Raw genomic sequence first — 24628 nt, 5'->3', positions numbered from 1 at the left:
GAGAGTGGGAACCATGGAGCGCATCGATCAGGCACAGGCCCGCGCATGGCTCGCCACCGCCTTGGAGGAGGCCCGCGCGGGGCTCGCCGAGGGCGGTATCCCCATCGGGGCGGCGCTGTACGGCGCGGACGGCACCCTCCTCGGCCGCGGTCACAACCGCCGCGTCCAGGACGGCGACCCCTCGGCGCACGGCGAGACGGCCGCCTTCCGCGACGCGGGACGGCAGCGGACGTATCGCGGTACGACCATGGTGACCACCCTGTCACCGTGCTGGTACTGCAGCGGTCTGGTCCGGCAGTTCGGCATCTCGCGCGTCGTCGTCGGCGAGGCGGCCACCTTCCACGGCGGTCACGACTGGCTCGCCGAGCACGGCGTACAGATCATGCTGCTCGACGATCCCGAGTGCACGGCTTTGATGCGCGACTTCATCAAGAACAACCCGGCTCTGTGGAACGAGGACATCGGTGAGTGACCCGAGGGCGGGGGCCCTTCCCGCGGATTCGACCGTTCCGGCGGAATCGGCCGCTCCCGCGAAATCGACCGTTCCCGCAGAAGCAGCCGTTCCCGCGGATTCGTCCGGAGGCAGCCCCGGCACGGCGGACGGCGGCACGGCGGACGGCCCGAGCGGTCCCGTCGCCCCGGCGCCGACCCGCATCCCCACCGTCGACCTGGGCCCCTGGCTCTCCGGGGACCCCGGGGCCCGCGCCACCGTCGCCCGCACCGTCGACGACGCCCTGCGGACCGCCGGCTTCCTGCTCGTCACCGGCCATGGCGTGGACCCGGAACTGCGCCGCCGCCTGAGGGAGACCGCCCGTGCCTTCTTCGCACTGCCCGCCGGGACGAAACAGCCGTACGCCGCCCGGGTCGGCGGGCGCGGCTGGCTCGGGCCGGGCGCCGAGGCCAACGGCTACGCGGAGGGCACCGAGACCCCGCCGGACCTCAAGGAGTCACTGACGTTCGCGACAAGCGAGCCGTTCGAGGACCCGGAGACCAACGCGGAGTGGTACGCGCCGAACGTCTGGCCCGCCGAGGCCCCGGAGCTGCGCGAGCTCTGCGAGGAGTACCTGGCGGCGATGGGCGAGCTGGAGAACCACCTGCTGGAGCTGCTCGGCGAGGCGCTCGGCCTCGAACCGGACTTCTTCACCCGGCACATGGACCACCCGACGTACGGCTTCAACATCAACTGGTATCCGGGCACGGAGGCCGTCGGCGAGCCCCTGCCGGGCCAGTTCCGCATCGGGCCGCACACCGACTTCGGCACCGTCACCATCCTCGACCGGCAGGCCGGCAAGGGCGGGCTCCAGGTGTTCACGGACGAGGACGGCTGGCAGGACGCGCCCTTCGACCCGGCGGCGTTCACGATCAACATCGGTGATCTCATGGCCCGTTGGACCGGCGACCGATGGCGCTCGGGACGGCACCGGGTGCTGCCGCCGCCCGCCGACGCGCCCGCCGAGGAGCTGATCTCGCTCGTGTACTTCGGCGAGTGCACACCGGGAACGCGGGTCGAGTCGGTGCCCGCCCCCGTGGGCCGCGTCGCGTACGAACCCGTCGACTCCCATACCTATCTGCGCCAGAAGCTCGATTCGATCACTGTCGGCTGAACGACGGGACACTTTCGAAAGCGAACGAGCGCCGAGCGGGCGCCAAGTCACCTATCCCGAACCAACTGCCCCTTCTTCACCAGTTGTTGATACACCTCACAGCAGCACTTCGGACCGGACCGCTGACCAGGGGGAGATGCGGTGCACACAGAGCTTCACAGTCGGGGGTCGCTGTTCGACACCGATCCGCCCGGACTCGCGTCACGACTGGTCGGTCTGCGTCCGCACCAGCTCGACGCCACACCGTACGAACACCCCGCGGAGCCGCCCTTCGTGGTCTTCGCGGGCGGCCGGGGGCAGGGCAAGACCGCGGTGCTCCTCGCCCTGCGCGACGCCTATCGCGGGCACACCCCCATCGCCCTGATCGACGGCGAGGAACGGCAGTTCACCGTGCCGCCCGCCGAACGTCCGGCGCAGTCCTGGTCGCCGGTCGGGCAGGCGCTCACCACGGCCGCGGAGCAGCTCGCCGAACCGGTCAAGGGCGCCGGAAGGATCGCCTTTCCGCGGCTGTCGTCCGGGCTGCTGGCCGTGGCGGCGGCCGGCTGGGACGACCGCGACGTGCCACGCGTCCGACTGGAGGCGGAGCGGATCCTGCTGCTCAACGAGGCCGACTCCTGGCTGTCGGGGTTCGCGGGGCGCTGGGTGAGCAAGGTGATCTCCAAGCTCGTCGCGTCGATGAGCGGGACGGGTCCGGTGGTGGAGCCGACCATCGAGGCGACCCTGGAGGCGTTCACGGAGGGCGTCTCCCCGGCCCACCGCCGGCTTCGCAGGGCCGCCACCTGGTACCGGGACTACCCGAACGCGGGCGGCAGCCCCAAACTCGCGCTGATCCTGCTCTCCCGGCACTTCCGGGCGGGCGGCGACGCCCGCAGACACGCCGAACGCCATCTCGTACGGGCGCTGCTGGCCGACCTCGACGACGCCTACGCGGGGATGGTGCAGCGCTCGCACCGGCGCGGACGCCCGGTCCTGCTGATCGACAACGTCCAGGAGCCCGCGGGCCTCGGACTCCTGGAGCCGGTCCTGCGCGACCGCGCCGACGGCATCAGGGACCAGGCGGTGTTCTTCGCCGCGCTACGGGGCTACGCGCATCCGGCGCTGCGCAACGCGGGCCGGCTCGCCCTGCCCGAGGCGGCCCGGGAGACCGGCTGGCGACCCGGCATCTCGCCGTCCTCACGGGCCCTGCTCGTCTCGCTGCCGCCGCTGCACCCGACGGCACCCCGCGCGTACGACGAAGGCCGGCCTCCGTGACTCGGGTCACCGGGGCCGGCCTTGGCGCGTCCGGGCGGGTCAGACTCCCGCGTAGGAGTGCTTGCCGCCGACGAAGATGTTGACGCCGTAGTAGTTGAACAGCCAGCAGCCGAAGGCGATCAGGGCGATGTAGGCGGCCTTGCGGCCCTTCCAGCCGGCCGTGGCGCGCGCGTGCAGGTGGCAGGCGTAGGCGACCCATGTGATGAACGCCCAGGTCTCCTTGGGGTCCCAGCCCCAGTAGCGGCCCCAGGCGTCGCCCGCCCAGATCGCGCCCGCGATGATCGTGAACGTCCACAGCGGAAAGACGGCGGCGTTCACGCGGTAGGAGAACTTGTCGAGCGAGGCCGAGGCGGGCAGCCGCTCCATGACGGAGGTGGCGAACCGGCCGGGCTCTCCGCCGTTCACGAGCTTGTTCTCGTAGGAGTCCTTGAAGAGGTACAGCACCGTGCCGACGGCACCCACATAGAAGACGGCGCCGCACAGGATCGCGGTCGAGACGTGGATGTACAGCCAGTACGAGTGCAGCGCGGGAACCAACTGGTCGCTCGCGGTGTACAGGACCGTGACGGCGAGACCGAGATCGAGAAGGACCGTGGTGATCAGGGGGAGGCCGAGCCAGCGGACGTTCTTCTTCAGCGCGAGCAGGACCAGGAACACCGCGACGGCGACGGTGGAGAAGGTGATGTTGAACTCGTACATGTTGCCCCACGGCGCCCTGCCCACGGACATGGCGCGGGCGAGCACGCCGGCCGCCTCGACGGCCCACGCCAGCACGCTGAGGGACACCGCGATACGCCCGTAGAGGTCACCCTGCTCGTCCCCGCCGTGCGCACCGGGCCCGTCGGGTACGTCCCGCGCGCCCGCCGCGGACCGGGTGACGACCTTCGGCCGCTCCAGCACGGCGGTGCCGCCGGCCTTCTGCACGGTGACCTCGGGGGCCGCCGTGGCCGCCTTCGCGCCGTTCGCGGTGAGCGCGTTGGCGGTGCGGGCGACCTTGCTGCGGCTGCCGAAGAGCCACTCGGCGATGTAGGCGAAGAAGGCCAGGGTGTAGACGGCCATCGCGGAGTAGATCAGCGTGTTGCTGATGTTGGCGAGGTGTTCGTTGGTCGCGGTGGCCAGATCGGTCACGGCGCCCAGGTCGTGTGCGGTGGCGAGCGTCACTGCTTCTCAGACCCTTCAGCGGCGGGTACGGGGGGTTCGGCGTCGGCGTCGGTGGGTGCCGCGTCTTCGTCGGGCTTGGTGGGTGCCTGTTCGTGCACGAGCGCGGCCAGGTCGCCGAGCTCCTCGGGAAGCTTCGCGGACTCGCTGCGGCCGAGCCCGGCCATCTCGACGACGGTGACACCGTCGGCGCCGGTGGTCGCCCGCACCCAGACTCGGCGGCGCTGGATGAACAGCGACCCGGCGAGTCCGAAGATCGCGGTGAACGCCCCGGCCAGCGCCCAGTCACTGCCGGGCTGCTGGGTGACCTGGAAGTTCGCCCACTCCTTGATGTCCTTGTCGAAGGTGATCGAACCGGCGCCGTCCGGCAGCGTCATCGTCTCGCCGGGCCGCAGCCGCGACTTGACGATCTCGCCCTTGGCGTCCTTGAACTGCTTCATGTGGGCGGTCTCGAGCTGGTACACGTTCTGCGGCAGGCCCGCGTCGACGCCCAGGCTTCCGTGGAAGCCGCTCAGTGCGAGCACGGGGTAGTCGAGCGCGGGGAACTGGGAGAACATGGTGCCCTTGCCCGCCCCGGCGAAGGTCGGCACGAAGAAGGCGGAGAAGCCGAGCTGTTCGCTGCGGCCCTGCGCGTTCCGATAGCCGTCCATCACCTTGATCGCGCCGACCGAGGTGACGTTCCCGTCCTGCGGCAGCATGGGCACGGCGTCGTGGAAGACGACGTTGCCCTTGCCGTCCCGGACGGTCACGGTGGGCGCGTAGCCGTGGGCGGTCAGATAGACCTTCGTGTCGCCGATCTCGAGCGGTTCGTTGACCTTGACGAGCGTCTTCTTGTCCTTGCCGTAGGCGCCCACGCTGTAGGTGACGGCCGCCTGGTACGTGCGGGGCGTGCCCTTGTTGGGGCCGGTCCGCTCGTAGGTGCCGGTGAAGTTCTTCAGGTCGAAGCTGAACGGCGTCAGGTCGTCGGTGCTGAAGAGGTTGCCGGACTTGAAGTCGTCGTAGGACAGCAGCGTGTTGGAGAAGCCGTCGCCCTCGACGATCAGCTTGTCGCCCTCGGACTTGAAGAGCTGGCCCCAGGCGAAGGCGACGAGCATCACGATCAGCGCGATGTGGAAGAGCAGGTTGCCGGTCTCGCGCAGATAGCCCTTCTCCGCGGCGACGGCGTCCTTCTCGATGTGCGCCCGGAACCGCTTCTGCTTGAGCACCTCGAGCGCGATCTCGCGGACCTGCTCGGGCTCGGCCCCCGTGCGCCAGGTCGCGTACGCGGGCAGCCGGGTCAGCCGCTTGGGGGCGCCCGGCGGACGGCCGCGCAGCTGCCCGACGAACTGCCAGGTGCGGGGCACGATGCAGCCGATGAGCGAGATGAACAGCAGGATGTAGATCGAGGAGAACCACACCGAGCTGTACACATGGAACAGACCGAGCCGGTCGTAGACCGGACCGAGCACGCTGTGCGCGTCCTTGAAGTCCTGCACCTTCGCCGCGTCGGTGCCGGACTGCGGGATCAGCGATCCGGGGATGGCGCCGAGCGACAGCAGGAAGAGCAGGATCAGCGCGACCCGCATCGACGTCAGCTGGCGCCAGAACCAGCGGGCCCAGCCGGTCACCTCGCGGGCGGTCCAGGCGATCCATCCCAGGGCGCCCGGTGTCCGAGCGCCGCCGAAGGAGCCGGGCATCGCCGTCTCCACGGGCGCGGTGGACAGCTGCGAACCGGCCTCGCCGAGTTCGCCGTCGGCGCTCACCCCGATGTGCCGCTTGGTGCTCGCCGGGTCCGGCGCGCCCTCGTCCTGCGGCGTCGCGGCGGACTCGGACGTGTTGCCGGTGTCGGTCGTGCTCATGGATCAGATCCCTACCGTGAAGCCGTCGGACCAGGTCTGCATCTGCTGCACGATGCCGTCCCAGGCACCGGTGAGCAGGAGCAGGCCGGTCACGATCATCATTCCGCCACCGATCCGCATCACCCAGGTGTAGTGCCGCTTCACCCAGCCGAACGCGCCGAGCGCCTTGCGGAAGGCGACCGCGGCGAGGACGAAGGGCACTCCCAGGCCGAGGCAGTAGGCGACGGTCAGTATGGCCCCCCGCCCGGCGCTCGCCTGGTCCATGGAGAGCATGTTGACGGAGGTGAGTGTCGGGCCCAGACACGGCGTCCAGCCGATGCCGAACAGCGCGCCGAGGACCGGCGCCCCCGCGAGCCCTGTCACCGGCCGCCGGTGGAAGCGGAACTCGCGCTGGGTGAGCCAGGGCATCAGCCCCATGAAGAACACGCCGAGCGCGATCATCAGCGCGCCGAGGACCTTGCTGAGCGTGCCGTTGTACTCGTGCAGCGTCGAGCCGAAGTACCCGAACAGCGCCCCGCCGGAGACGAACACGGCGGTGAAGCCGAGCACGAACAGACTGGCCCCCGCGACCATCCGTCCCCGTCGGGCCTCCGCCAGGTCCGTGCCGCTGACTCCGGTGACGTACGACAGATAGCCGGGCACGAGCGGCAGGACGCACGGCGAGAAGAACGAGACGAGCCCGCCGAGCACCGCGATCGGCAGCGCGAGCAGCAGGGCGCCGCTGTAGACCGTGGTGTTCATTCCGGTCGGGGCGGCGAGGTTCGTGGAGGCCAGGAGAAGGGACACGCCGGTCACTTCTCCGCGAGGATGGGGTCGAGCATCTCGTGCAGCTTGTCCTCGCTGAGAGCCTGCAGCGTGCGGGCCGCGATCTTCCCGTCCCGGTCGATGATGAGCGTGGAGGGGATCGTCTGCGGGTTGAGCGTGCCCTTCTTGAACCGGAGCATCAGCTTGCCCGTCGGGTCGTACAGGCTGGGATACGTGACCTTCTGCTCCGTCTCGAAGGCCTTCGCCAGTGAGGTGCTGGCGTCACGGGTGTTGATGCCGACGAACTGCACGCCCTGCCCGGCGGTCTCCTTGGCGACCTTGACGAAGTTCGGCGTCTCGGCGCGGCACGGCGGGCACCAGGAGCCCCACACGTTGAGGACGACGACCTTGCCCTTGTAGTCCGCGACGTCGAGCTGCTTGCCGTCGACGGTCTTGCCGGAGAGGTCCGGGACGGCGTCCCGGGACCCCTTGGCGACGGTGGAGATGCCGTCCTTGCCGGAGACGTAGTTGCTGTTGCCCGCGCCGCCGGAGGTGCCGCCGGATCCGCACGCGGACAGGACGAGCGCGGCGACGGCGGCCCCTGCGGTGAACAGGGCGACGCGGGTGCGGTTCGGGCGCTGGTCTGCGCGGCAGGCGGCACTCATGTGAAAAGTTTCGCATGCCCGTTTCGGGGATCTTCCGCACCCCCCTTGCGGGCGGAAACCCGCATTTCAGGCGGCCTGCCCCCGAAGGAAGGAGTGCCAGCCTCCGTCCGGCTGTTCCGCCACGTCCATCGACTGGAGCTTCGCCAGCACCTCGGGACGCTGGACGTCCAGCCAGTCCACGAACTGCCGGAAGGAGACCATGCGCACGTCGGCGCCCTTCTCCTTCTCCCGGGCGATGTGGGTGAACACGTGCTCGACGGCGTCCATGTAGATGCCGCCGTTCCACTCCTCGAAGTGGTTGCCGATGAAGAAGGGGGCGCGATTCGTCTCGTATGCCCGCTTGAATCCCGCCACGTACGACTCGGACGCCTGGGTGCGCCAGCCCGGGTAGTTGTACGAGGGCGCCCGGGTGGAGTTGACGGACTGGTTGGCGAGGATGTTGTAGTCCATCGAGAGGACCTCGAAGCGGTGCCCGGGGAAGGGCATGGCCTGCAGCGGCAGGTCCCAGAGCCCCTCCTTCTTCTGCGGCCAACGCTGGACACCGCCGGGCGAGGAGGCGTCGTAACGCCAGCCGAGCTCCCTTGCGGCGGGCAGCAGGTTGTTCTGGCCGAGCAGGCAGGGGGTGCGGGCGCCGATGAGTTCCTTCTCGTAGTCGAAGGGCAGCGGGGGAAGATCGGTCCAGCCCGAGTTGGTGCGCCACTCGGTGACGAAGGACTTGGCCTGTTCGATCTCGCTGTGCCACTGCCGGGGCGTCCAGTTGCCGACCGAGCCGGAGCCGCCGCAGAAGTGGCCGTTGAAGTGGGTGCCGATCTCGTGGCCGTCGAGCCAGGCCTGACGGACCAGCTTCAGCGTGGAACGGACGTGCTCGTCGCTGAGATAACCGATGTCCGAGGCGCCGCGGGGGTTGTTCGGCGGGTCGTACGCGCGCTTCTTCGACTCGGGCAGCAGATACAGCCCGGAGAGGAAGAACGTCATGTGCGCGTCGTTCTCCTTGGCGAGCTGGAGGAAACGGTCGAACAGACCGGTGCCGACCTCGCCGGCGCCGTCCCAGGAGAAGACCACGAACTGCGGCGGGGTCTCACCGGGTTCCAGCGGCACGGGGTGCTGCGGCTGGCGCGGCTGCCTGCCGGTGTAGGCGGTGGAGCCGTCGCCGATGAGACGCACGGCCGGCTTCTTCGGGGCGCCGGGCCGCCCGGTGCCGGCCGTGGGGGAGCCGCCGGGATGGCGCGCGGCGTCCTTCCCTGCGGTGGTGCCGCACGCGGCAAGTCCCAGCGCGGCCGCGGCACCCGCGCCGAGGCCGATCATTCCCCTCCGGCTGACGTCCCGCATACGGTCCTCATTTCATCGCACCCTCTCAGCTGACTATCAGCTGGCATCCCATGAGAGGGCACGATGAAGTTGAAGGTTCCGTTTAACGCGCGCAGATTTATATGATTTTGCGAAGATGAGCCCGTTTGGACCGGCTTCTCGGTACCGCCCGTCAGGCCCCGAACGCCTTGTCCTTGCCCTTCACCGGCTTGGCGCCCGCGAGGAGATGGGCCGGAACCAGATCGCGTGCGGGCTCGGTGTAGCCCACGGACACGATCTTGTCGCCTCGGTAGGTGAAGGTGGTCAGAGACGCCAGCGTGCACTGACGTTTGCGCGGGTCGTGCCACAGCCGCCGCTTCTCCACATAGCTGCGGACGATCCAGATCGGCAGCTGATGACTCACCAGCACCGCCTCGTGGCCGCGCGCGGCGTCCTTGGCGGCGTCCAGCGCCCCCATCATCCGGACGACCTGGTCGACGTACGGCTCGCCCCAGGACGGCTTGAAGGGGTTGACGAGATGCTTCCAGTTCTCCGGCCGCCGCAGCGCGCCGTCCCCGACACCGAAGGTCTTGCCCTGGAAGACGTTGTCGGCCTCGATGAGCCGCCCGTCGGTCGCCAGGTCGAGCCCGTGGGCCTTCGCGATCGGCGTGGCGGTCTCCTGCGCCCGCTCCAGCGGCGAGGCCACGACATGCGTGACATCGCGCGAGGTGAGGCGCTCGGCCACCCGGTCGGCCATCTGCCGCCCGAGCTCGGAGAGGTGGTACCCGGGCAGCCGCCCGTAGAGCACCCCGCCCGGGTTGGCGACCTCGCCGTGCCGCATCACGTGGACGACGGTGATGTCGCCGCCGCCGTTCGTACCGATGGTCCCGCTCATGCCGTGGCCTCCGCCGCTGCCCGCGCCGCCGCCGGAAGGGCGTCGGCGATCCGCTGAACCGCCTGCTCGTCATGGGCCGTCGAAACGAACCACGACTCGAACGAGGACGGCGGCAGATACACGCCCTGCGCCAGCATCGAGTGGAAGAACGCGGTGTAGCGGAAGGACTCCTGCGCCTTCGCGCCCTCGTAGTCGCGCACCTCGCGTCCCGTGAAGAAGACGGAGAACATGTTGGAGGCGCTCTGCAGGCGGTGGGTCACACCCTCCTTCGTGAGCGCCTCGGTCACCAGCGTCCGGATCCGCTCCGACACCGCGTCGACCTTGTCGTACGCGGCCTCGTCGAGCAGCCGCAGCTGCGCGAGCCCGGCGGCGGTGGCGACGGGATTGCCCGAGAGCGTGCCCGCCTGGTACACCGGCCCGGCCGGCGCGAGGTGCGCCATGACGTCCTCGCGGCCACCGAACGCGGCGGCCGGGAAGCCGCCGCCCATCACCTTGCCGAAGGTCATCAGGTCGGGACGTACGCCGTCGATCCCGTACCAGCCGGCCCTGCTGGTGCGGAAGCCGGTCATGACCTCGTCGGAGATGAAGAGGGCGCCGTTCTTCGCGCAGGCGTCCTTGAGGCCCTGGTTGAAGCCGGGCGCGGGAGGAACCACACCCATGTTTCCGGGCGAGGCCTCGGTGATCACACAGGCGATCTCACCGGGGTGCGCGTGGAAGGCGGCCTGCACGGCTTCGAGATCGTTGTAGGGCAGGACGATGGTGTCGGCCGCCTGGGCGCCGGTGACACCGGGCGTGTCGGGCAGCGCGAAGGTGGCCAGCCCGCTGCCCGCCGCGGCGAGCAGCGAGTCGACATGCCCGTGGTAGCAGCCGGCGAACTTGATCACCTTCGACCGCCGGGTGAACCCGCGGGCCAGCCGGATGGCCGACATGGTCGCCTCGGTGCCGCTGGAGACGAGCCGGACCTGCTCGACGGGCTCGACGCGGGCGACGATCTCCTCGGCGAGGGCGACCTCTCCCTCACCGGGTGTACCGAAGGACGTACCGCGCGAAACGGCCTCCTGAACGGCGGCGATGACCTCGGGGTGGGAGTGCCCCAGGATCATCGGACCCCAGGAACAGACGAGGTCGACGTACTCACGGCCGTCGGCGTCGGTCAGATACGGACCGGTACCGGACACCATGAACCGGGGCGTACCGCCCACGGCGCGGAAGGCGCGTACCGGAGAATTCACGCCACCTGGCGTGACGGCCGTCGCACGGTCGAACAGCGACTGCGAGGCTGGGGCTGCATAGGGATAAGGCAGTTCGGTCATGACCTGCGACGTCTCCGACTCCGGGGGGCTAGTGACCTCCTCAGGGTAGGCCAGGGGCCCAGGGGAGCCGTGAGGGGAAGAACGGGGGACCGTGAACGGATGAACGCGGCCCGACGTACGGCTCCACAGAGGAATGATCCCGGCCATCGCGGAGCCGGTGTGACGGAGCCCGGTACGACAAACGGGTTCCTTCCCCCGGCCATCTGCGAAACTGGGCTACGAACGGACAGCTCACATGAACGACGGTGTTCAGGGGCCGCGAAGATCCCGCGGACAGGTGTTTCGGCGTACGTTTCGGCGTGCGACCGTGGGGGAGGTCACTGTCACGATGATCGGGTTGCGTGGCGGGGGTCTCGCGACTTAGAAAAGCAGTCGGGTGGAGATATGCATCGCGGTGGCGGACTGGGCGAGGGGACCGATGACCTCAACCCTCGGCGTGCCCGGCGGGGGAAGCACCGGCGCGAGGCGGAGGAAGCTGCCGGGACGAGAGCTGGACAGGCACAGGGATCGCAGGGTGAGCCCGAGCGGATCGAGCGACTGCGAGCGGAGAGCGGGAATGGTGGCCGGGTGGGGGTGACGTACAAATACTTCGGCGCGCCGGACGGCGCGACGGCGGCCCGGGTCCCGATCTCGATGCGCCCCGAGGAACTCGGCGGCGACGAGCTCGGGATGAACGGCATGTTCACCAAGATCAAGCCGGAGACGATGGCCGCGATGGTCCTCACCGGCATAGAAGGCGTTCCCCTGCACAAGGTGCCGCCGCTCGAACTGGTCGTTCTGCACCCCGACTACGCCGTGGTCAAGCTCCCGATGACCGTCGTCGACCCGCTGCGCGGCATAGGCGAGGAGGCCGTCGGCGCGGCCGCCTTCATCTGGTCCACCGTCCCGGACCGGGGCGGCCCACGGGACGCCTTCAACGTCTACCAGCTGCTGCACGAGTGGCAGGACTTCTCGCACCGGCTGCACGAGGCGGGGCATCAGCCCTATTGCCTGGTTTGGCCATGAGCCCGGTGTGCACGGAAAAAGGCGAGGTCTTCGGACCTCGCCCTTTTCCGTGCCGGAGGGAAGCCCTCAGGCAGTAGGCCGGCCGGTCGGAGCCCGAGGCCGGCCTCGTCCGTCAGTCGTCGCCGTGCTGCGTGGCCGTCTTCGAGTAGTTGTCGTGCCAGGCGGCCTTGGCGCCCGAGTCACCGATCCGGTAGACGTCCACCACGGCGCCGACGGCGACGGCGAGGGAAACGATCACGACCGCGCCCCGAACCAGTACCGAGGACGACCAGGAGGCACCCGCCGTGCCGTCCGCGGCGGGCGCCGAGCGGCGGGCGGTCCACCAGATGACGGCCGAGATCACGAAGAGGCCGAGAGCCCACGGCAGCAGGCCGTCGCCGAGTTCGGCGTGCTTGCGCACCAGCGGGTCGCTGCCGACGTGCTGTTCCAGCCACTCACCCGCGTGTGTGGACACCGGCACCGTCGCCAGCGTCACGAGCGCGAGGATGGGCAGCAGCAGGCCGAGCCGCCGGGCCGCGTTGGGCCACACCGCGCACACTATGAGTGCCAGGGCGCTCAGCGGCACGAGCACGATGACGAAGTGCACGAACAGGATGTGTGCGGGCAGTCCGTTGACAATAGTGAGACTCATGTGGGCTTTCTCCATGGGGGGTTGGTCGGACCATAAGCGCGCGGACTGGATCTCTGGAGGAACGTCGGCACTTTTTCATAGGGACTTCTCAGTTGCCTCTGAGTCTCATCCGGATCGTTGACCCCTTGGATCACACGCGGTCCGGCTCAGGGAGCGAGTGAGAAGTAGCTCTCCTCCTCCTGGCTGAAGTGCAGGCGGAGAACGGAATGGAGCCCGTACAGGCAGGCACGCAGGTCGTCGATCTGTTCCGGCCTCAGTCCGCCCGACTCGTCCGCCATGCGGAGATGCGTCGCGATGCGGCGGGACAGACGGGCGATCTCGGTGTGGGCCCGGCTCATGGTCTCGGTCGTTTCCGGCCCGCCGAGTTGTCTGTTCAGCGCGGGGTAGAGCTGGTGCTCCTCGGCGAGTTCGTGGGGGAGCAGCCGTGTGGTGAGCAGGTGGTCGACGTGGCGCACGGCGGCCAGCGATCCCGGACCGTCCTGCATGGAGAGCAGCCCGGCGGCTTCACGGATGGCGTCCAGGGCGTCCCTGAGGTCGTCGTGTTCGGCCGCGAAGCGGTGGATGAGATCCTCGGCGTCCGGTTCGAGAGCGATACGGGCGCCCCGCGCGGGCAGCAACGCGCGCAGGGCGTTGAGGATGACGGCGACGTCGATGGCTTCCTGAAGAAGGGCTCCGACGGCGGGCGGCAGCCATCCCAGGGAGGCCGCGATCATGGCGACCAGCGACAGCGCCATCCCGCCGACGGCGCTCTGGACCGCGATCCGGCGGGCCCTCACGGCGATGTCCATGGCGTCGGCGAGACGGTCCACCCGGTCGGTCGTGAGGATGATGTCGGCGGCTTCGGAGGTCGCGGTGGAACCGCGGGCTCCCATGGCCACGCCGATGTCGGCGGCGGCCAGGGCGGGTGCGTCGTTGACGCCGTCGCCGACCATGACGGTGACGGCCACTGCGCGTTCCGCCCGTACCGCCGCGACCTTGTCGGCGGGAAGCTGACCGGCCCGGACGTCGTCGAGGCCCAGCACGGCTCCCACCTCACGGGCGGGCTCCGCACGGTCGCCGGTGAGCATCAGCAGCCGGGTCAGCCCCGCCGACCGCAGCCTGCGGACGGTGCGTGGGGCGTCGTGGCGCAGCGGGTCCTGGAGCAGGACGGCGCCGGCGAGGGTGCCGTCGACGGTGAGCCAGGCGACGGCGGCCCCGTCGAGAACGGCGCGGTTGTCCACGGCATGGGCCCAGTCGGGAAGTGCCGCCTGGGCGAGGCCGGACCTGCCGACGCCGAGACGGAGGCCGTCCACGGTGCCGGCGGGTCCGCGCCCGGGTTCCTCCGTGACGTCGGCGGGCATGGACAGCGTGAGGTTGCGGGTACGTGCCTCGCGGACGATCGCCTCGGCCAGCACATGCGCCGAGACCTGGTCGAGCGAGGCGGCCAGCCGCAGCACCTCGGACGGAGAGCGCCCGGGGGCGGCGGCGACCGCCAGGACGCGCGGTCGGCCGGCGGTCAGGGTGCCGGTCTTGTCGATCACCAGGGTGCGCGCCCGGCCCAGCCGCTCCAGCGCCCCGCCGTCCCGGACGATGACACCGCGACGGGCCGCCCTCGACAGTCCGGAGACGACGGCGACCGGCGCGGCGAGCAGCAGCGGGCAGGGGGTCGCCACGACGAGGACGGCGACCGCGCGTTCGGCGGATCCGCTCAGCAGCCAGGCGAGGCCGGCCATCCCGAGGGACAGGGGCAGGAACCACGCCGCGTAACGCTCGGCCAGCCGCACGGTCGGTGCCCGCTCCGCGCCCGCGTGCTGAGCCATCCGTACGATCTCCGCGTACGTGCTGTCCTGCGCGGTGGCGGTCGCCCGGAGTTCGAAGACGCCGCCCGCGTTGACGACGCCACTGCGTACGGGTTCGTGCGGGCCGCGCTCGACCTGGGCGGACTCGCCGGTCAGCACGGACTCGTCGAGTTCCGCCGTACCGGCCAGGACGCTGCCGTCGACGGGGACCACGTCTCCGGGGCCGACCACGAGCACGTCGCCGACGACGACGTCGGCGAGCGGGACCACGGAGACCTCCCGGCCGGTGCGGCGGCGGGCCGAGCGGGGGGCGTGCTCCAGCAGGGCCCGCAGGTCGTGGGAGGCGCGGCGCTCGGCCGCGGCGTCCAGCGCCCGGCCGGTCGCGAGCATCAACGCGATCAGTGCCCCCGCCAGGTACTCGCCCACGGCCAGGGTCCCGACCAGCGCCAGCACGGCGATCAGGTCGACGCCGGCCCGTCCCTTGCGCAACGCGGCCACGACCCAGGCCACGGCGGGGACGACGGCCAGGAGGGTGCCGGCCGCCCAGCAGACGTCGGCGACGCCCTGGTTCCCGGCCGCCCAGGCGATTCCCCCGCTCAGCAGGGCGACCGCCGTCGCGGCCAGCAGCGCCGGTTCGAGCAGCCGACGGACATTCCGGGCCCGCGGTGGTGCCTGTCCGTCTCCGGTGTCTCTCGTGTGCGACACGGCAGCGGCCCTCCGGCGTCTCCAGACCTGTCACGCCTGCGGGCGCGACAGGGTCTCCGGGTATCCATGCAACCGCGCGCACCGCGCCGGACGGCAGGGCCGAACGGGCCACAGAGAGGGGCCCACCGGCCAATCCGGGCACGGACGACGGAACCGTACGATGTCGGTGTGCTTGTTCTGGTGGTCGAGGACGACCCGGGGATCGCCGCCTCCCTGGTGCTGGGCCTGGAGCGGGCCGGGTACCGGGCGCGCGGCGTGGGCACCGGGCGGGAGGCGCTGGCGGCGGTCCCGGAACCCGATGTGGTGCTTCTGGACCTGGGACTGCCCGACCTGGACGGCATCGAGGTCTGCCGCCGGCTACGGAGCCGCTCCGACGCGGCGATCATCGTGGTGACGGCGCGCGGCGAGGAAGCCGACCGGGTCGCGGCCCTGGACGAGGGCGCCGACGACTACCTGGTCAAACCGTTCGGCCTGGCCGAGCTGCTGGCACGGATCCGGGCCGTGCTGCGCCGCGTCCAGCCGTCCGGCTCCGAGTTGTTGCGGCACGGCCCCCTCGCGGTGGACCCGCGGACCCGCAAAGTGACCGTCGACGGCCACGAAGTCGCGCTCACACCCAAGGAGTTCGACATCCTGGAGTGTCTGGCCGTCGACCCGGGGCGGGTGGTCACCCGGCAGGAGGTCCTGGAGCGCGCCTGGGACGCCCACTGGTACGGCCCCACCAAGGTGCTGGACGTGCACATCGCGGCGCTGCGCCGCAAGCTCGGCGTCCCCGGGCTGGTGGAGACCGTGTACGGCCGCGGATTCCGCCTCGGCGTACCCGAGCCGGGCCAGGACCCGGACGCCGGTGCGCGATGACCCGGCGTATCGCACTGACCTTCATGGCGCTGATCGTCCTGCTGCTGGTGCTGGCGGTGGTGCCGCTGGGGCTGTCCATGACGCAGCGCGAACACACCTCTTTCCGGGACACGACCGAGGCTGCGAACCGGACGATCGCCGCCGCGGCCGAGGAATACCTGTCGGACCATCGCTCTCCCGCCGACATGCGACGGCTCCTGGAACAGGCCGAGCGGGCAGGCGACTGCGCCGCGGTCTTCGACACGGCGGGACAGCCCGTGGCGGCCACCGGGTGCCCCGGACGAACAGGTGAGGGCGATGAGGACGACCAGGCCGCCGGCAACTGGGGCGACCTGGCGCACCAGGTGCTCGTCCACCCGGGAACAGCGGCGCGCGAGCGGGACGACCGGCTGGTCGTCGCGGAGCCGATCGGCGACACCACGCATCCGGTCGGGGTGTCCGTGCTGTCCCGGTCGGCGGAGAGCATGCACGACCGGATCGCGTCGATGTGGTGGCGACTGGCGCTGATCGGCGCCGGCGCCCTGGCGGCGGGCGTGCTGTTGTCGGTGGCGCTGGCCCGCTGGGTCGGGCGTCCGCTGCGGGCCGTGGACGCCGCCGCGCTGCGGCTCGGCGAGGGCGCGCTGGACGTACGGGCGCCGGGCGGACGGGGCCCGCGGGAGGTGCGCAGACTCGCCTCGACGTTCAACACCATGGCGGCCCGCATGGAGACGCTGATCCACGGGCACCGGGCGGTCGTCGCCGACGTCTCGCACCAACTGCGTACGCCGTTGACGGCGCTGCGGCTGCGGCTCGACCTGCTGGCGGCGGGCGCCGACGACGCCACGGCGGCGGAGTTCGCCGGCGCGCAGGAGGAGATCGCCCGGCTGTCCCGGCTGGTGGACGGGCTGCTGGCGGTGTCCCGGGCGGAGAACGCGGTGCCCAGGCCGGTTGCCGTCCGGGTGGACCGAGTGGTGGACGACCGCGTCGTCGCGTGGGAGCCGGTGGCCCGGGAACGGCGGGTGTCGCTCGCCGGGCGCTGCGGCGCCCGGCTGACGGCGTACCTGGGGGCCGGGGATCTGGAGCAGGTGATCGACAACCTGGTGGCCAACGCCCTGGACGCCGTGGGGGAAGGGGCGGCGGTCCGCATCGAGGGGCAGGCGACGCGTGAGCGGGTGCTGCTGCGCGTGGTGGACGACGGACCCGGGATGAGCGAGGCGGCGCGCGATGCGGCGTTCCGCAGGTTCGGCAATCCGGAGGCGTCCGGCAGCGGCCTGGGGCTGGCCATCGTGCATCGGCTGGTCACCGCCAACGGCGGCACCGTACGGCTTCAGGACACGGCCGGCGGCGGGCTGACCGTGGTGCTGGACCTTCCCGCGCTGCCGCCGCAGGGGCCGTCGCGTGGCCTGCGGGCGGGATCTTAACCGCTTGTGAAGAACTCCTGAACCGGTTCCCGACGGGCCACGAGGCAGCCTGGTGAGTGGGACAACCGGCCTCCTAGCGAGGAGTTCATCCATGCCTCTTCCTGAGCAGCCCGCAGACTCGGACCGATCCGTGAAGGACGCCGTCCGCCGCCGTGAACGAGGGCGGCGGCGCGTGAGCGTCACGACCCGGTGGGCGGCGGCCGCGGCCGTCGCGGGTACCGCGGTGCTGGGCGCCGGTTACGCACACGTGATCCCCGGGATCGCCCAGACCGCCGCACCCGGCGGTCACGGCAGCGGCACCTCCACCGGCACGAGCGGTGGACTGCAGCCCTCCGGGCAGGCGCCCACGCCGACCCCGCAGGCTCCGCAGACGCAGTCGGGTGCGTCGTGAACGCCACACCGGCGGACTCCGTCGGGCGCCCCGGAAGCAACGGGCGCACCACGCTCCCGGCCGGAACCGCCCACCCCGCCGACCCTCGCCCCGCCACCAAACGTCCGGCCCACACGGAACCCGCCACCGCGGTCTTCTCCGCGCTCGGCACCACGGCCGTGCTCCTCACCGCGGACCCGGCCCGCGCCGACGACGCACTGCTGATCCTGCGGGCCGAGCTGGCCGACATCGACGCGGCGTGCAGCCGGTTCCGTCCCGACTCCGAACTGTCCCGCGCCAACATCACCGCGTGCACCGGGCCGGTGCCGGTGAGCGCCCTGCTCGCCGAGGCCCTGGAAACTGCCCTGCGCGCCGCCGAACTCACCGACGGTGCCGTCGACCCCACCGTGGGCCCGGCGGTCGTGGCCCTCGGCTACGACCGCACCTTCACCCAGGTGGCCGCCCAGCGGCCCGAGGCCACCGGGCCGACGGCCGCGCCACGCCCCGCCGCGGGCTGGCGAACCGTCCGCTGGGACCCGGTGCTGCGCCTCCTGCGCCTTCCCGCCGGCACGACGCTGGACCTCGGCGCCACGGCCAAGGCCCTGGCAGCGGACCGCGCGGCCCGGCGGGCCGCCGCGGCGGTGGGCTGCGGGGTCCTGGTCAACCTCGGCGGCGACCTCTCGGCGGCCGGCGATCCGCCGGATGGCGGCTGGCGGGTCGCGATCGCCGACGACCACGCGGCCCCGGACGCCGACGCCGGACACCCGGTCGTCTCGATCCGTGACGGCGGCCTCGCCACCTCCGGCACCTCCGTACGGACCTGGCGGCGCGGCGACCGGACGCTCCACCACATCGTCGACCCGGCCACCGGCGACATCCCGCCGCCCGTCTGGCGCACCGTCAGCGTCGCCGCGGCCAGTTGCGTGGACGCCAACACCGCCACCACCGCCGCCCTCGTCCTCGGCGAACGCGCCCCCGACTGGCTGCGCGGCACCGGCCTTCCGGCCCGTCTCGTCCGCACCGACGGAAGCGTGCTGTACCTGGGGGCCTGGCCCGCCGACGGAGCCGACCGATGAACGGCGCCCTCCTGCTTGCCTCGGGTCCGAGCCCGCTCTGGTACGCCACCCGGGCCGGCGGCACGGTCTCCCTGGTCCTGCTGACCCTGGCGGTCGCGCTCGGCATCGCGGCGGCGGGACGGTACGCGCCGTTGCGCCTGGGCCGGTTCGAGGTGTCCGCGCTGCACCGCAACCTGTCGCTGCTCGCCCTGGCCTTCCTGGGACTGCACATCGTCACCGCCATCGCCGACGGCTACGCCCACCTCACCTGGCCGACGGCCTTCGTACCGTTCATCGCTTCCTACCGTCCGCTGTGGGTGGGGCTGGGCGCGGTGGCCCTCGACCTCCTGCTGGCGGTCGCTCTCACCAGCGCGGTCCGCGGGCGCCTGGGCCGCCGCCGGTGGAAGGCGGTGCACTGGCTGGCGTACGCCGCCTGGCCGGTGGCGCTCTTCCACGCGGCCGGTACCGGCACGGACACCCGTCTGAGCCCGCAACTGGCGCTGTACGCGGCCTGTCTGTTGACCGTCATGGCCGCCGTGTGGTGGCGGCTGGTCCGGGCCGGGGCACAGGCGGACCGGGTCCGCCGGTGGGCGACGGCGGCCTTGCTGCTGGTGCCCGCGACGCTGGTCGCCTTCCTGGCCGCGGGCCCGTTGCGGCCGGGCTGGGCGCACCGCGCGGGCGGCACGACGCCGACACCGGCCACCGCTCCCGCCGTCCCCCATCAGTCGCCTCAGTCGCCGACACCCCAGCAGCACACCCAGCAGGACGAACAAGAGGGAGACGACGCCGAATGAACTCCGACACCGCCACCGTCCTCGTCGGAGAACATCCGGCGGCGCCCCGCGGCCCGTACGGCGAACGCCTGCTGTCCGGCTGGTACGACACCGGCCGGACCGCCGACCTCACGGAACACCTCGCCCGCTACGGCCCTCCCCCGCTGCTCCAGGCACGCGGCCGCGGGAGCGCCATGCCGCTGGTGCGCGCCGTGGAGGAGGCCGGGCTCACCGGCCGGGGCGGCGGGGCCTTTCCGACCGGCCGCAAGCTCCGCTCGGTCGCCGCGGCGAGGGGGCCGGCCGTGCTCGTCGCCAACGGGATGGAGAGCGAGCCGGCCAGCCACAAGGACGAGGTGCTGCTCTCCTTCGCCCCGCATCTCGTTCTGGACGGCGCGGCGCTGGCCGCCGTCGCGGTCGGCGCGAACGCGGTGCATCTGTGTCTGCCCCGCACCCGGGCGGCGCAGGTGGACCAGCTCACGGCGGCGGTCGCCGAGCGGCGCCGTGCCGGGCTCGACCCGGTGCCGGTACAGGTCCACGCGCTGCCCCACCACTTCGTCTCCAGCGAGGAGACGTCCCTGGTGAACTGGCTGAACGGCGGCGACGCCCGCCCCCGGTCCACCCCGCCGCGCCCCTTCGAGAAGGGCGTCGCCAAACGGCCCACCCTGATCGGCAACGTGGAGACCCTGGCCCACCTGGCACTGATCGCCCGCTACGGCCCCGCGTGGTTCCGCGGGAGCGGAAGCTCCGGAGCACCGGGCACCACGCTGGTCACGGTCTCGGGCGCCGTCCCTCGGCCTGGGGTGTACGAGATCCCGGCGGGAAGCCCGGTGACGGCGGCACTGAGCCGGGCCGGCGGACCGCAGGGACGGCTCGGCGCCGTGCTCGCGGGCGGCTTCTTCGGCAGCTGGCTCCCGGTGCCGCTGAGCACCACGGCGCCGGAACGGGGCGCGGGTGTCCTGGTGGCGCTGCCCGAAGAAGCCTGCGGGCTGGCCGAGACGGCGGCCGCGCTGGGCTACCTGGCCGCGCAGAGCGCCCGGCAGTGCGGACCGTGCCGGTTCGGCCTCCCGTCCGTCGCCGAGGACTTCGCCGCGCTCGCCTGGGGCAGGGTCGACACCCAGCTGCTGGACCGGCTGCACCACCGCCTCGGGCTGCTCCCGGGGCGCGGCGCGTGCAGCCATCCCGACGGCGCGGCGCGACTCGCCGCGTCCGCGCTGCGGGTCTTCGCCGACGACGTCCACCGGCACGCGCACGCCGGACCGTGCCGTGCCGCGTTCGCCCCCCTCGTCCTGCCGGTACCCGCAGGCCAGGCCCCCGAGGAGGGGGAATGGCGATGACCCGCACCCAACTCCATGTGCTGGCAGTCGATTTCGCCGCCTGTGACGGCCATGGCCTCTGTGCCGAGCTGCTGCCCGAACTGATCGGCCTGGACGAATGGGGCTACCCCGTGCTCCGGGACTCCGCGGTCCCGCCCGATCTGCTGTCCCACGCCCGCCGCGCGGTCGCCGCGTGCCCGGTGATGGCGCTCCGCCTGAACCGAGTGCCCGCTCCCGCGCCCGACCGGCTTCCGAGCCGCGCCTCCGGGCGGGCAAGCCGCTGACGCCGTGGGCCGTGATCCGGGGTTTCCCCGGGTCCGCCCACGTCACCGGCCCCCGTGACAGGGGTTCCTAGAGCCCGCCCGCCACCCGCAGCACCGCGCCCGTCGTGTACGAGGCGTCGTCCGACAGGAGCCAGGCCACCGCGCCGGAGATCTCCTCCGGCCGGCCCGCGCGGCCCATCGGGATGCCCGCGGCCACCCGGGCCGGACGCTGCGGGTCCTCGTGGAAGTCGGTCCAGACCGTGCCCGGGGCGACGCAGTTCACCCGGATTCCGTCGGCCGCCACCTCCTTGGACAGGCCGATGGTGAGGGCGTCGACGGCCGCCTTCGCGGCGGCGTAGTGGACGTACTGGCCCGGACTGCCGAGGGTCGCCGCCGCGGACGAGATGTTGACGATCGCGCCCCCGCCGGCCGCGGTCATCTCCCGTACGGCGCGGCGCGCGCAGAGCAGATAGCCGAGGACGTTGACCGCGAGGGCGTCCCGCATGCCGTCGGGGTCGGCGTCGGCCAGCGGCCCGTTGGGTCCGCTGACGCCGGCGTTGTTCACCAGCGCGGTGACCGGGCCGAGTTCGGCGGCCGCCGCGTCGAAGAGTCCGTCGACAGCGGCGGGGTCGGAGGTGTCCACGGCCACCGGCAGACAGCGCCGGCCCGCGGCCGCGACGGCGTCCGCCACCGTCTCGGCCGCCGCGCGATCGGACCGGTAGCCGACGACGACGTCATGGCCCTCCAGCGCCAGCCGTCGGCAGACGGCGGCACCGATACCGCGGCTGCCGCCGGTCACCACCGTGATCTTCCGCCCGTTTCGCATGATCGCCTCTCTTGTTCACGCAAACGATCAGTGTGCCAGGAGCCGGCCGAGGACCAGGGGCGGCCGGTCGGAGGGGTCCGCGGCGGCAGGAGGCGGGCGCCCGACTGCAGGCCGCCGGCGCCACAGGCAGACGGGTGGCGGGTGCACCCGCGTTCGGCTCCCGTCTCCCGCTTCCGGGGGACACCTTGAGTCGCCGGAAGACATGACTCGCTCATGAATCACCCAAGGCTCTCCAAAGGCAAGAGCCGCCGGGACACCGGGATCTGACGCCGGGCGACCCCCGCTGCTCATCCGGGCGAAGCAGACGTGTCGCCGCCGATCGGGTCATGCGCGGGGCTCCGCCCAGGGCCGCCGGACACCGAGCACGCACGATGAATCAGCAGGTCAGACAGGTCGGCCCGCCCTCGGACGGTCGTCAGGGAGGCCGACAAGGCGGGCCTCGATGATGGGCCGGGTGAGCTTCCCGGGTGGTGCGCTTCGCACATCGGCTTGACGGTGGATCACGTCGGGCCGGGTTTTTGTCTGCTGACAAGAGGTCAGCTGCCTGGTCCTGACGGAAGGACTCCGACAATGCGATCTGCCCGCATGCTCCTGGCTGCCGCGACGGCCACCGCCGCTCTCGCGATCGCCGCCCCCGGCGCGTACGCCGTCTCGGCCGGCGACTGGGGCCACGACGACTCCTCTTCCTCCTCTTCTTCTTCCTCCTCCTCTTCCTCCTCCTCCAGCAAGGAGCACGAGGACTCCGGATACGGCAAGGAGCACGAAGACTCCGGGTACGGCAAGGAGCACGGTAAGGACAGCGACCACGACAAGGGCTCCTGGAGCCACGAGAAGCCGGAAGGCGGCATGCACACCGGCGGCGGTGCGCTGACGTCCATCAAGACGGACGACTCGTCCAAGGGCGACAAGAAGTACGACCCGGAGACCTACAAGGACAAGGGCTCCTCCAGCTCCGACAGCGGCAGCGGTTCCTGGGACTCCGGGCAGGACAAGGGCTCATGGGACTCGAGCAGCAAGGAGGAGGACAAGCCGCACGGCGGCATGCACACCGGTGGCGGCGGTCTCGCCACGTCGTCGGGCGTCACGGCCGGCGGAGTCGGGGTCCTGGGCCTCGCGGCCGCGGGCGTGTACATGCTGCGCCGTAGAAGCGCGCAGGGCGGTGTGGCCTGACCATGCCTGACGACATAGCGGTCCGGGCCGCCACCCACTCACCCCCTGGCGGCCCGGCCGGTCTCCCTCTCCCACCCCGGCCCGATCCCTCTCTCCCACCCCGGCCCGATCTCCCTCTCCCGACCCCCGTTCCAGTCGCCGACCCGCCTCCTACGGCTCCTGCTCGTCCCGCCTCGGCTTCTCCCACCGCTTCTGACGCTTCTCCTGCTTTCGCTGCTTTCGCTGCTTTCGCTGCTCTTACTGCTTTTGCTGCTCTTACTGGTCTTGCTGTTCCCGCTGTTTCCGCCCAGTCCGCTCTGCTGCCCCGACCCGATGAGGTGGTGCCCGATGGCAGCCCGGTTGTCCTCTCCTGCCGAGACCCCGTACCCGTCGCCCGAGCGGAACTTCCGGCGTCGTATGACGTGGGTCGTGTGGTGCGCCGGTGTCGCGGTTCTGCTGGCCACGAACATGCTCCACCGCGACGACGAACCGTCCGGCCCCTCCCCCACTTCCCGTGCCGCCGCGGCCCCCGCGCCCTCGCACTCGGCCGCGTCCTCCGCCTCGCCCTCGAACGATCGCCCGGCCGGGAAGCATCTCCCGCGGTCCGAGCCGACCCGGCTGCTCATCCCGAAGATCTCGGTGGACGCGCCCTTCACCGAACTCGCCATCGACGACACGGGCAAACTCCAGCCCCCGCCCGCGGGCGACACGAACCTGGTCGGCTGGTACGCCAAGGGCGTCTCTCCCGGTGAGACGGGTGCGGCGATCATCGCCGGGCACGTCGACACGACGACCTCCGCCGCCGTGTTCGCCGGTCTCGGCGAGCTGAAGAAGGGCGACAAGTTCAGCGTCGAGCGGTCCGACGGCAGGACGGCGTCCTTCGTCGTCGACAGCGCGGAGACCTTCGCGAAGGACGACTTCCCCGACGACCGGGTGTACGCCGACACACCCGACGCCGAGGTCCGCCTCATCACGTGCGCCGGCACCTACGACCGCAGCGTCAGGGACTACACCGACAACCTGGTGGTCTTCGCCCACCTCGTCTGACCGGACGGGCGCGGGGGCCGCTCACGGGCTCCCGAGGCCGATCCAGAAACGGTCCTCACCCTGCGAACGGCCGTCGGGGACACCCCCGTTGGCCAGAATCACGCGACGGGAGCTCTCGTTGTCGGCGGCGCAGGTCAGCAGCACGCTGTCGAGTCCGAGGCGGCGGCATTCGCCGAGGCCCGCCGCGAGCATCCGGGTGGCGTGGCCCTGACGGCGCCACGGGGTGACCACGTGGTAGCCGACATGGCCGCCGACCTCGGCCAGTTCCGGGGTGAGGTCGTGCCGGACGACGAGGCCGCCGAGGTAGTGCGCGCCGGAGACGTACCAGAACAGGGTGGACGGAACGCCCCAGCGGGTCCGCACACCACGCCGTTGCTCGACGAAGGCCGCGAAGTCGTCGGCTGCGGGGCCGATCCACTCCGTGCTCCTGCCCTCGGCCGCGCAGTCGGCCCGCTCACCGGCCAGATACGAGTCCCGCACCGCCGTCGTGGGCTGGACGAGGCGGGGTGGCGTCATGAGTTCGGTCATGCGCCCGAGTCTCCAACCACCCCGGCCGCGGCACCTCCCCTTTTTTTCCCGAGGCCCGCACCACCGAGGCCCGCACCACCGACGCCCGCACCACCGACGCCCGCACCACCGAGGCCCGCTCCCTCGACGCCCTCACCCTCGCCCGCCCTCCGCCGCCGCCCAACCCCGGCCCGCC

The 24628-nt window shown here is 71.8% G+C and carries 24 protein-coding genes; 13 read left to right on the top strand and 11 right to left on the bottom strand.

Features of this window, described 5'->3' with window-relative positions; genetic code table 11:
* Nucleotides 1-13: 13 nt before the first annotated feature.
* The 3 genes from ACZ4N5_RS27115 to ACZ4N5_RS27105 all read left to right on the top strand — a co-directional run bounded on the left by ACZ4N5_RS27115 (nucleotide 14) and on the right by ACZ4N5_RS27105 (nucleotide 2855).
* Complete coding sequence (locus ACZ4N5_RS27115; RefSeq protein WP_467759648.1) at nucleotides 14-472, top strand: nucleoside deaminase; 459 nt, start codon at nucleotides 14-16, stop codon at nucleotides 470-472.
* Nucleotides 473-653: 181 nt separating this feature from the next.
* Nucleotides 654-1604 carry an isopenicillin N synthase family dioxygenase gene (locus tag ACZ4N5_RS27110; RefSeq protein WP_467759780.1) on the top strand — a complete coding sequence of 317 codons (951 nt, stop codon included), beginning with the start codon at nucleotides 654-656 and terminating at the stop codon, nucleotides 1602-1604.
* A 141-nt stretch (nucleotides 1605-1745) separates the two neighbouring features.
* Nucleotides 1746-2855, top strand: a complete 1110-nt coding sequence (locus tag ACZ4N5_RS27105; RefSeq protein WP_467759647.1) for a hypothetical protein — start codon at nucleotides 1746-1748, stop codon at nucleotides 2853-2855.
* 39 nt (nucleotides 2856-2894) lie between these two features.
* Here ACZ4N5_RS27105 and ccsB read toward each other — a convergent pair whose 3' ends face one another.
* The 7 genes from ccsB to hemL all read right to left on the bottom strand — a co-directional run bounded on the left by ccsB (nucleotide 2895) and on the right by hemL (nucleotide 10755).
* Nucleotides 2895-4016: a c-type cytochrome biogenesis protein CcsB gene (gene ccsB, locus ACZ4N5_RS27100; RefSeq protein ID WP_467759646.1), complete on the bottom strand. Its 1122-nt coding sequence runs from the start codon at nucleotides 4014-4016 to the stop codon at nucleotides 2895-2897.
* Complete coding sequence (gene resB / locus ACZ4N5_RS27095) at nucleotides 4013-5851, bottom strand: cytochrome c biogenesis protein ResB (RefSeq protein ID WP_467759645.1); 1839 nt, start codon at nucleotides 5849-5851, stop codon at nucleotides 4013-4015. The genes ccsB and resB overlap by 4 nt, the downstream gene beginning before the upstream one ends.
* A 3-nt stretch (nucleotides 5852-5854) precedes the next feature.
* Nucleotides 5855-6592, bottom strand: coding sequence for a cytochrome c biogenesis CcdA family protein (locus tag ACZ4N5_RS27090; RefSeq protein WP_467759779.1), 738 nt, complete (start codon nucleotides 6590-6592; stop codon nucleotides 5855-5857).
* A gap of 50 nt (nucleotides 6593-6642) precedes the next feature.
* The gene (locus ACZ4N5_RS27085; protein ID WP_467759644.1) at nucleotides 6643-7260 is read right to left on the bottom strand and encodes a TlpA family protein disulfide reductase; all 618 of its coding nucleotides are present in this window, start codon (nucleotides 7258-7260) and stop codon (nucleotides 6643-6645) included.
* A 66-nt stretch (nucleotides 7261-7326) separates the two neighbouring features.
* The gene (locus ACZ4N5_RS27080; RefSeq protein WP_467759643.1) at nucleotides 7327-8589 is read right to left on the bottom strand and encodes a polysaccharide deacetylase family protein; all 1263 of its coding nucleotides are present in this window, start codon (nucleotides 8587-8589) and stop codon (nucleotides 7327-7329) included.
* A gap of 151 nt (nucleotides 8590-8740) precedes the next feature.
* Nucleotides 8741-9442: a histidine phosphatase family protein gene (locus ACZ4N5_RS27075; RefSeq protein WP_467759642.1), complete on the bottom strand. Its 702-nt coding sequence runs from the start codon at nucleotides 9440-9442 to the stop codon at nucleotides 8741-8743.
* Nucleotides 9439-10755, bottom strand: a complete 1317-nt coding sequence (gene hemL, locus ACZ4N5_RS27070) for a glutamate-1-semialdehyde 2,1-aminomutase (RefSeq protein WP_467759641.1) — start codon at nucleotides 10753-10755, stop codon at nucleotides 9439-9441. The genes ACZ4N5_RS27075 and hemL overlap by 4 nt, the downstream gene beginning before the upstream one ends.
* 384 nt (nucleotides 10756-11139) lie before the next feature.
* Between hemL and ACZ4N5_RS27065 the strand changes: the two genes are divergently transcribed.
* Nucleotides 11140-11760, top strand: a complete 621-nt coding sequence (locus tag ACZ4N5_RS27065) for a hypothetical protein (protein ID WP_467759640.1) — start codon at nucleotides 11140-11142, stop codon at nucleotides 11758-11760.
* Between the two features lie 112 nt (nucleotides 11761-11872).
* On the opposite strand, the gene ACZ4N5_RS27060 is transcribed toward ACZ4N5_RS27065, so the two are convergent.
* Nucleotides 11873-12391, bottom strand: a complete 519-nt coding sequence (locus ACZ4N5_RS27060; RefSeq protein ID WP_467759639.1) for a DUF2231 domain-containing protein — start codon at nucleotides 12389-12391, stop codon at nucleotides 11873-11875.
* A 146-nt stretch (nucleotides 12392-12537) separates the two neighbouring features.
* The gene (locus ACZ4N5_RS27055) at nucleotides 12538-14811 is read right to left on the bottom strand and encodes a heavy metal translocating P-type ATPase (RefSeq protein WP_467759778.1); all 2274 of its coding nucleotides are present in this window, start codon (nucleotides 14809-14811) and stop codon (nucleotides 12538-12540) included.
* A gap of 231 nt (nucleotides 14812-15042) precedes the next feature.
* Here ACZ4N5_RS27055 and ACZ4N5_RS27050 point away from each other — a divergent pair, with 231 nt between their 5' ends.
* From ACZ4N5_RS27050 to ACZ4N5_RS27020, 7 genes are all read left to right on the top strand, one after another.
* Complete coding sequence (locus tag ACZ4N5_RS27050) at nucleotides 15043-15729, top strand: response regulator transcription factor (RefSeq protein WP_467759638.1); 687 nt, start codon at nucleotides 15043-15045, stop codon at nucleotides 15727-15729.
* Nucleotides 15726-17129, top strand: coding sequence for a sensor histidine kinase (locus ACZ4N5_RS27045; protein WP_467759637.1), 1404 nt, complete (start codon nucleotides 15726-15728; stop codon nucleotides 17127-17129). The genes ACZ4N5_RS27050 and ACZ4N5_RS27045 overlap by 4 nt, the downstream gene beginning before the upstream one ends.
* A 172-nt stretch (nucleotides 17130-17301) precedes the next feature.
* Complete coding sequence (locus ACZ4N5_RS27040; RefSeq protein ID WP_467759636.1) at nucleotides 17302-17520, top strand: hypothetical protein; 219 nt, start codon at nucleotides 17302-17304, stop codon at nucleotides 17518-17520.
* A complete protein-coding gene (locus tag ACZ4N5_RS27035; RefSeq protein WP_467759635.1) occupies nucleotides 17517-18575 on the top strand; it encodes an FAD:protein FMN transferase in 1059 nt (352 codons plus the stop codon). The genes ACZ4N5_RS27040 and ACZ4N5_RS27035 overlap by 4 nt, the downstream gene beginning before the upstream one ends.
* Nucleotides 18572-19348 (top strand): ferric reductase-like transmembrane domain-containing protein, encoded by a 777-nt coding sequence (locus ACZ4N5_RS27030; protein ID WP_467759634.1) that lies wholly within the window; start codon nucleotides 18572-18574, stop codon nucleotides 19346-19348. Before ACZ4N5_RS27035 ends, ACZ4N5_RS27030 begins: the two co-directional genes overlap by 4 nt.
* The gene (locus ACZ4N5_RS27025; protein ID WP_467759633.1) at nucleotides 19345-20661 is read left to right on the top strand and encodes an NADH-ubiquinone oxidoreductase-F iron-sulfur binding region domain-containing protein; all 1317 of its coding nucleotides are present in this window, start codon (nucleotides 19345-19347) and stop codon (nucleotides 20659-20661) included. Before ACZ4N5_RS27030 ends, ACZ4N5_RS27025 begins: the two co-directional genes overlap by 4 nt.
* Nucleotides 20652-20924: a ferredoxin gene (locus tag ACZ4N5_RS27020; RefSeq protein ID WP_467759632.1), complete on the top strand. Its 273-nt coding sequence runs from the start codon at nucleotides 20652-20654 to the stop codon at nucleotides 20922-20924. The genes ACZ4N5_RS27025 and ACZ4N5_RS27020 overlap by 10 nt, the downstream gene beginning before the upstream one ends.
* A 67-nt stretch (nucleotides 20925-20991) precedes the next feature.
* Here ACZ4N5_RS27020 and ACZ4N5_RS27015 read toward each other — a convergent pair whose 3' ends face one another.
* On the bottom strand, nucleotides 20992-21729 hold the full coding sequence (locus ACZ4N5_RS27015) for an SDR family NAD(P)-dependent oxidoreductase (RefSeq protein WP_467759631.1): 738 nt from the start codon (nucleotides 21727-21729) through the stop codon (nucleotides 20992-20994).
* Between the two features lie 570 nt (nucleotides 21730-22299).
* Between ACZ4N5_RS27015 and ACZ4N5_RS27010 the strand changes: the two genes are divergently transcribed.
* Nucleotides 22300-22899: a hypothetical protein gene (locus ACZ4N5_RS27010; protein WP_467759630.1), complete on the top strand. Its 600-nt coding sequence runs from the start codon at nucleotides 22300-22302 to the stop codon at nucleotides 22897-22899.
* Between the two features lie 327 nt (nucleotides 22900-23226).
* A complete protein-coding gene (locus ACZ4N5_RS27005) occupies nucleotides 23227-23925 on the top strand; it encodes a class F sortase (RefSeq protein WP_467759629.1) in 699 nt (232 codons plus the stop codon).
* 21 nt (nucleotides 23926-23946) lie between these two features.
* Here the strand turns inward: ACZ4N5_RS27005 and ACZ4N5_RS27000 are convergent, their stop codons facing one another.
* On the bottom strand, nucleotides 23947-24453 hold the full coding sequence (locus ACZ4N5_RS27000; RefSeq protein ID WP_467759628.1) for a GNAT family N-acetyltransferase: 507 nt from the start codon (nucleotides 24451-24453) through the stop codon (nucleotides 23947-23949).
* Between the last annotated feature and the right edge of the window lie 175 nt (nucleotides 24454-24628).

Source organism: Streptomyces sp. NPDC026500, assembly GCF_055567635.1.
The sequence above is the reverse complement of the archived record's forward strand: the minus strand, read 5'-3'. Positions and strand labels throughout refer to the sequence as shown.

Excerpts from the sequence above, each read along its gene's own strand:
- ACZ4N5_RS27115 (WP_467759648.1), top strand. The coding sequence starts at position 14 with ATGGAGCGCATCGATCAGGCACAGGCCCGCGCATGGCTCGCCACCGCC.
- resB (WP_467759645.1), bottom strand. The coding sequence starts at position 5,851 with ATGAGCACGACCGACACCGGCAACACGTCCGAGTCCGCCGCGACGCCG.
- ACZ4N5_RS27090 (WP_467759779.1), bottom strand. The coding sequence starts at position 6,592 with ATGAACACCACGGTCTACAGCGGCGCCCTGCTGCTCGCGCTGCCGATC.
- ACZ4N5_RS27085 (WP_467759644.1), bottom strand. The coding sequence starts at position 7,260 with ATGAGTGCCGCCTGCCGCGCAGACCAGCGCCCGAACCGCACCCGCGTC.
- ACZ4N5_RS27080 (WP_467759643.1), bottom strand. The coding sequence starts at position 8,589 with ATGCGGGACGTCAGCCGGAGGGGAATGATCGGCCTCGGCGCGGGTGCC.
- ACZ4N5_RS27075 (WP_467759642.1), bottom strand. The coding sequence starts at position 9,442 with ATGAGCGGGACCATCGGTACGAACGGCGGCGGCGACATCACCGTCGTC.
- hemL (WP_467759641.1), bottom strand. The coding sequence starts at position 10,755 with ATGACCGAACTGCCTTATCCCTATGCAGCCCCAGCCTCGCAGTCGCTG.
- ACZ4N5_RS27065 (WP_467759640.1), top strand. The coding sequence starts at position 11,140 with ATGCATCGCGGTGGCGGACTGGGCGAGGGGACCGATGACCTCAACCCT.
- ACZ4N5_RS27060 (WP_467759639.1), bottom strand. The coding sequence starts at position 12,391 with ATGAGTCTCACTATTGTCAACGGACTGCCCGCACACATCCTGTTCGTG.
- ACZ4N5_RS27045 (WP_467759637.1), top strand. The coding sequence starts at position 15,726 with ATGACCCGGCGTATCGCACTGACCTTCATGGCGCTGATCGTCCTGCTG.
- ACZ4N5_RS27030 (WP_467759634.1), top strand. The coding sequence starts at position 18,572 with ATGAACGGCGCCCTCCTGCTTGCCTCGGGTCCGAGCCCGCTCTGGTAC.
- ACZ4N5_RS27025 (WP_467759633.1), top strand. The coding sequence starts at position 19,345 with ATGAACTCCGACACCGCCACCGTCCTCGTCGGAGAACATCCGGCGGCG.
- ACZ4N5_RS27020 (WP_467759632.1), top strand. The coding sequence starts at position 20,652 with ATGGCGATGACCCGCACCCAACTCCATGTGCTGGCAGTCGATTTCGCC.
- ACZ4N5_RS27015 (WP_467759631.1), bottom strand. The coding sequence starts at position 21,729 with ATGCGAAACGGGCGGAAGATCACGGTGGTGACCGGCGGCAGCCGCGGT.
- ACZ4N5_RS27010 (WP_467759630.1), top strand. The coding sequence starts at position 22,300 with ATGCGATCTGCCCGCATGCTCCTGGCTGCCGCGACGGCCACCGCCGCT.
- ACZ4N5_RS27005 (WP_467759629.1), top strand. The coding sequence starts at position 23,227 with ATGGCAGCCCGGTTGTCCTCTCCTGCCGAGACCCCGTACCCGTCGCCC.
- ACZ4N5_RS27000 (WP_467759628.1), bottom strand. The coding sequence starts at position 24,453 with ATGACCGAACTCATGACGCCACCCCGCCTCGTCCAGCCCACGACGGCG.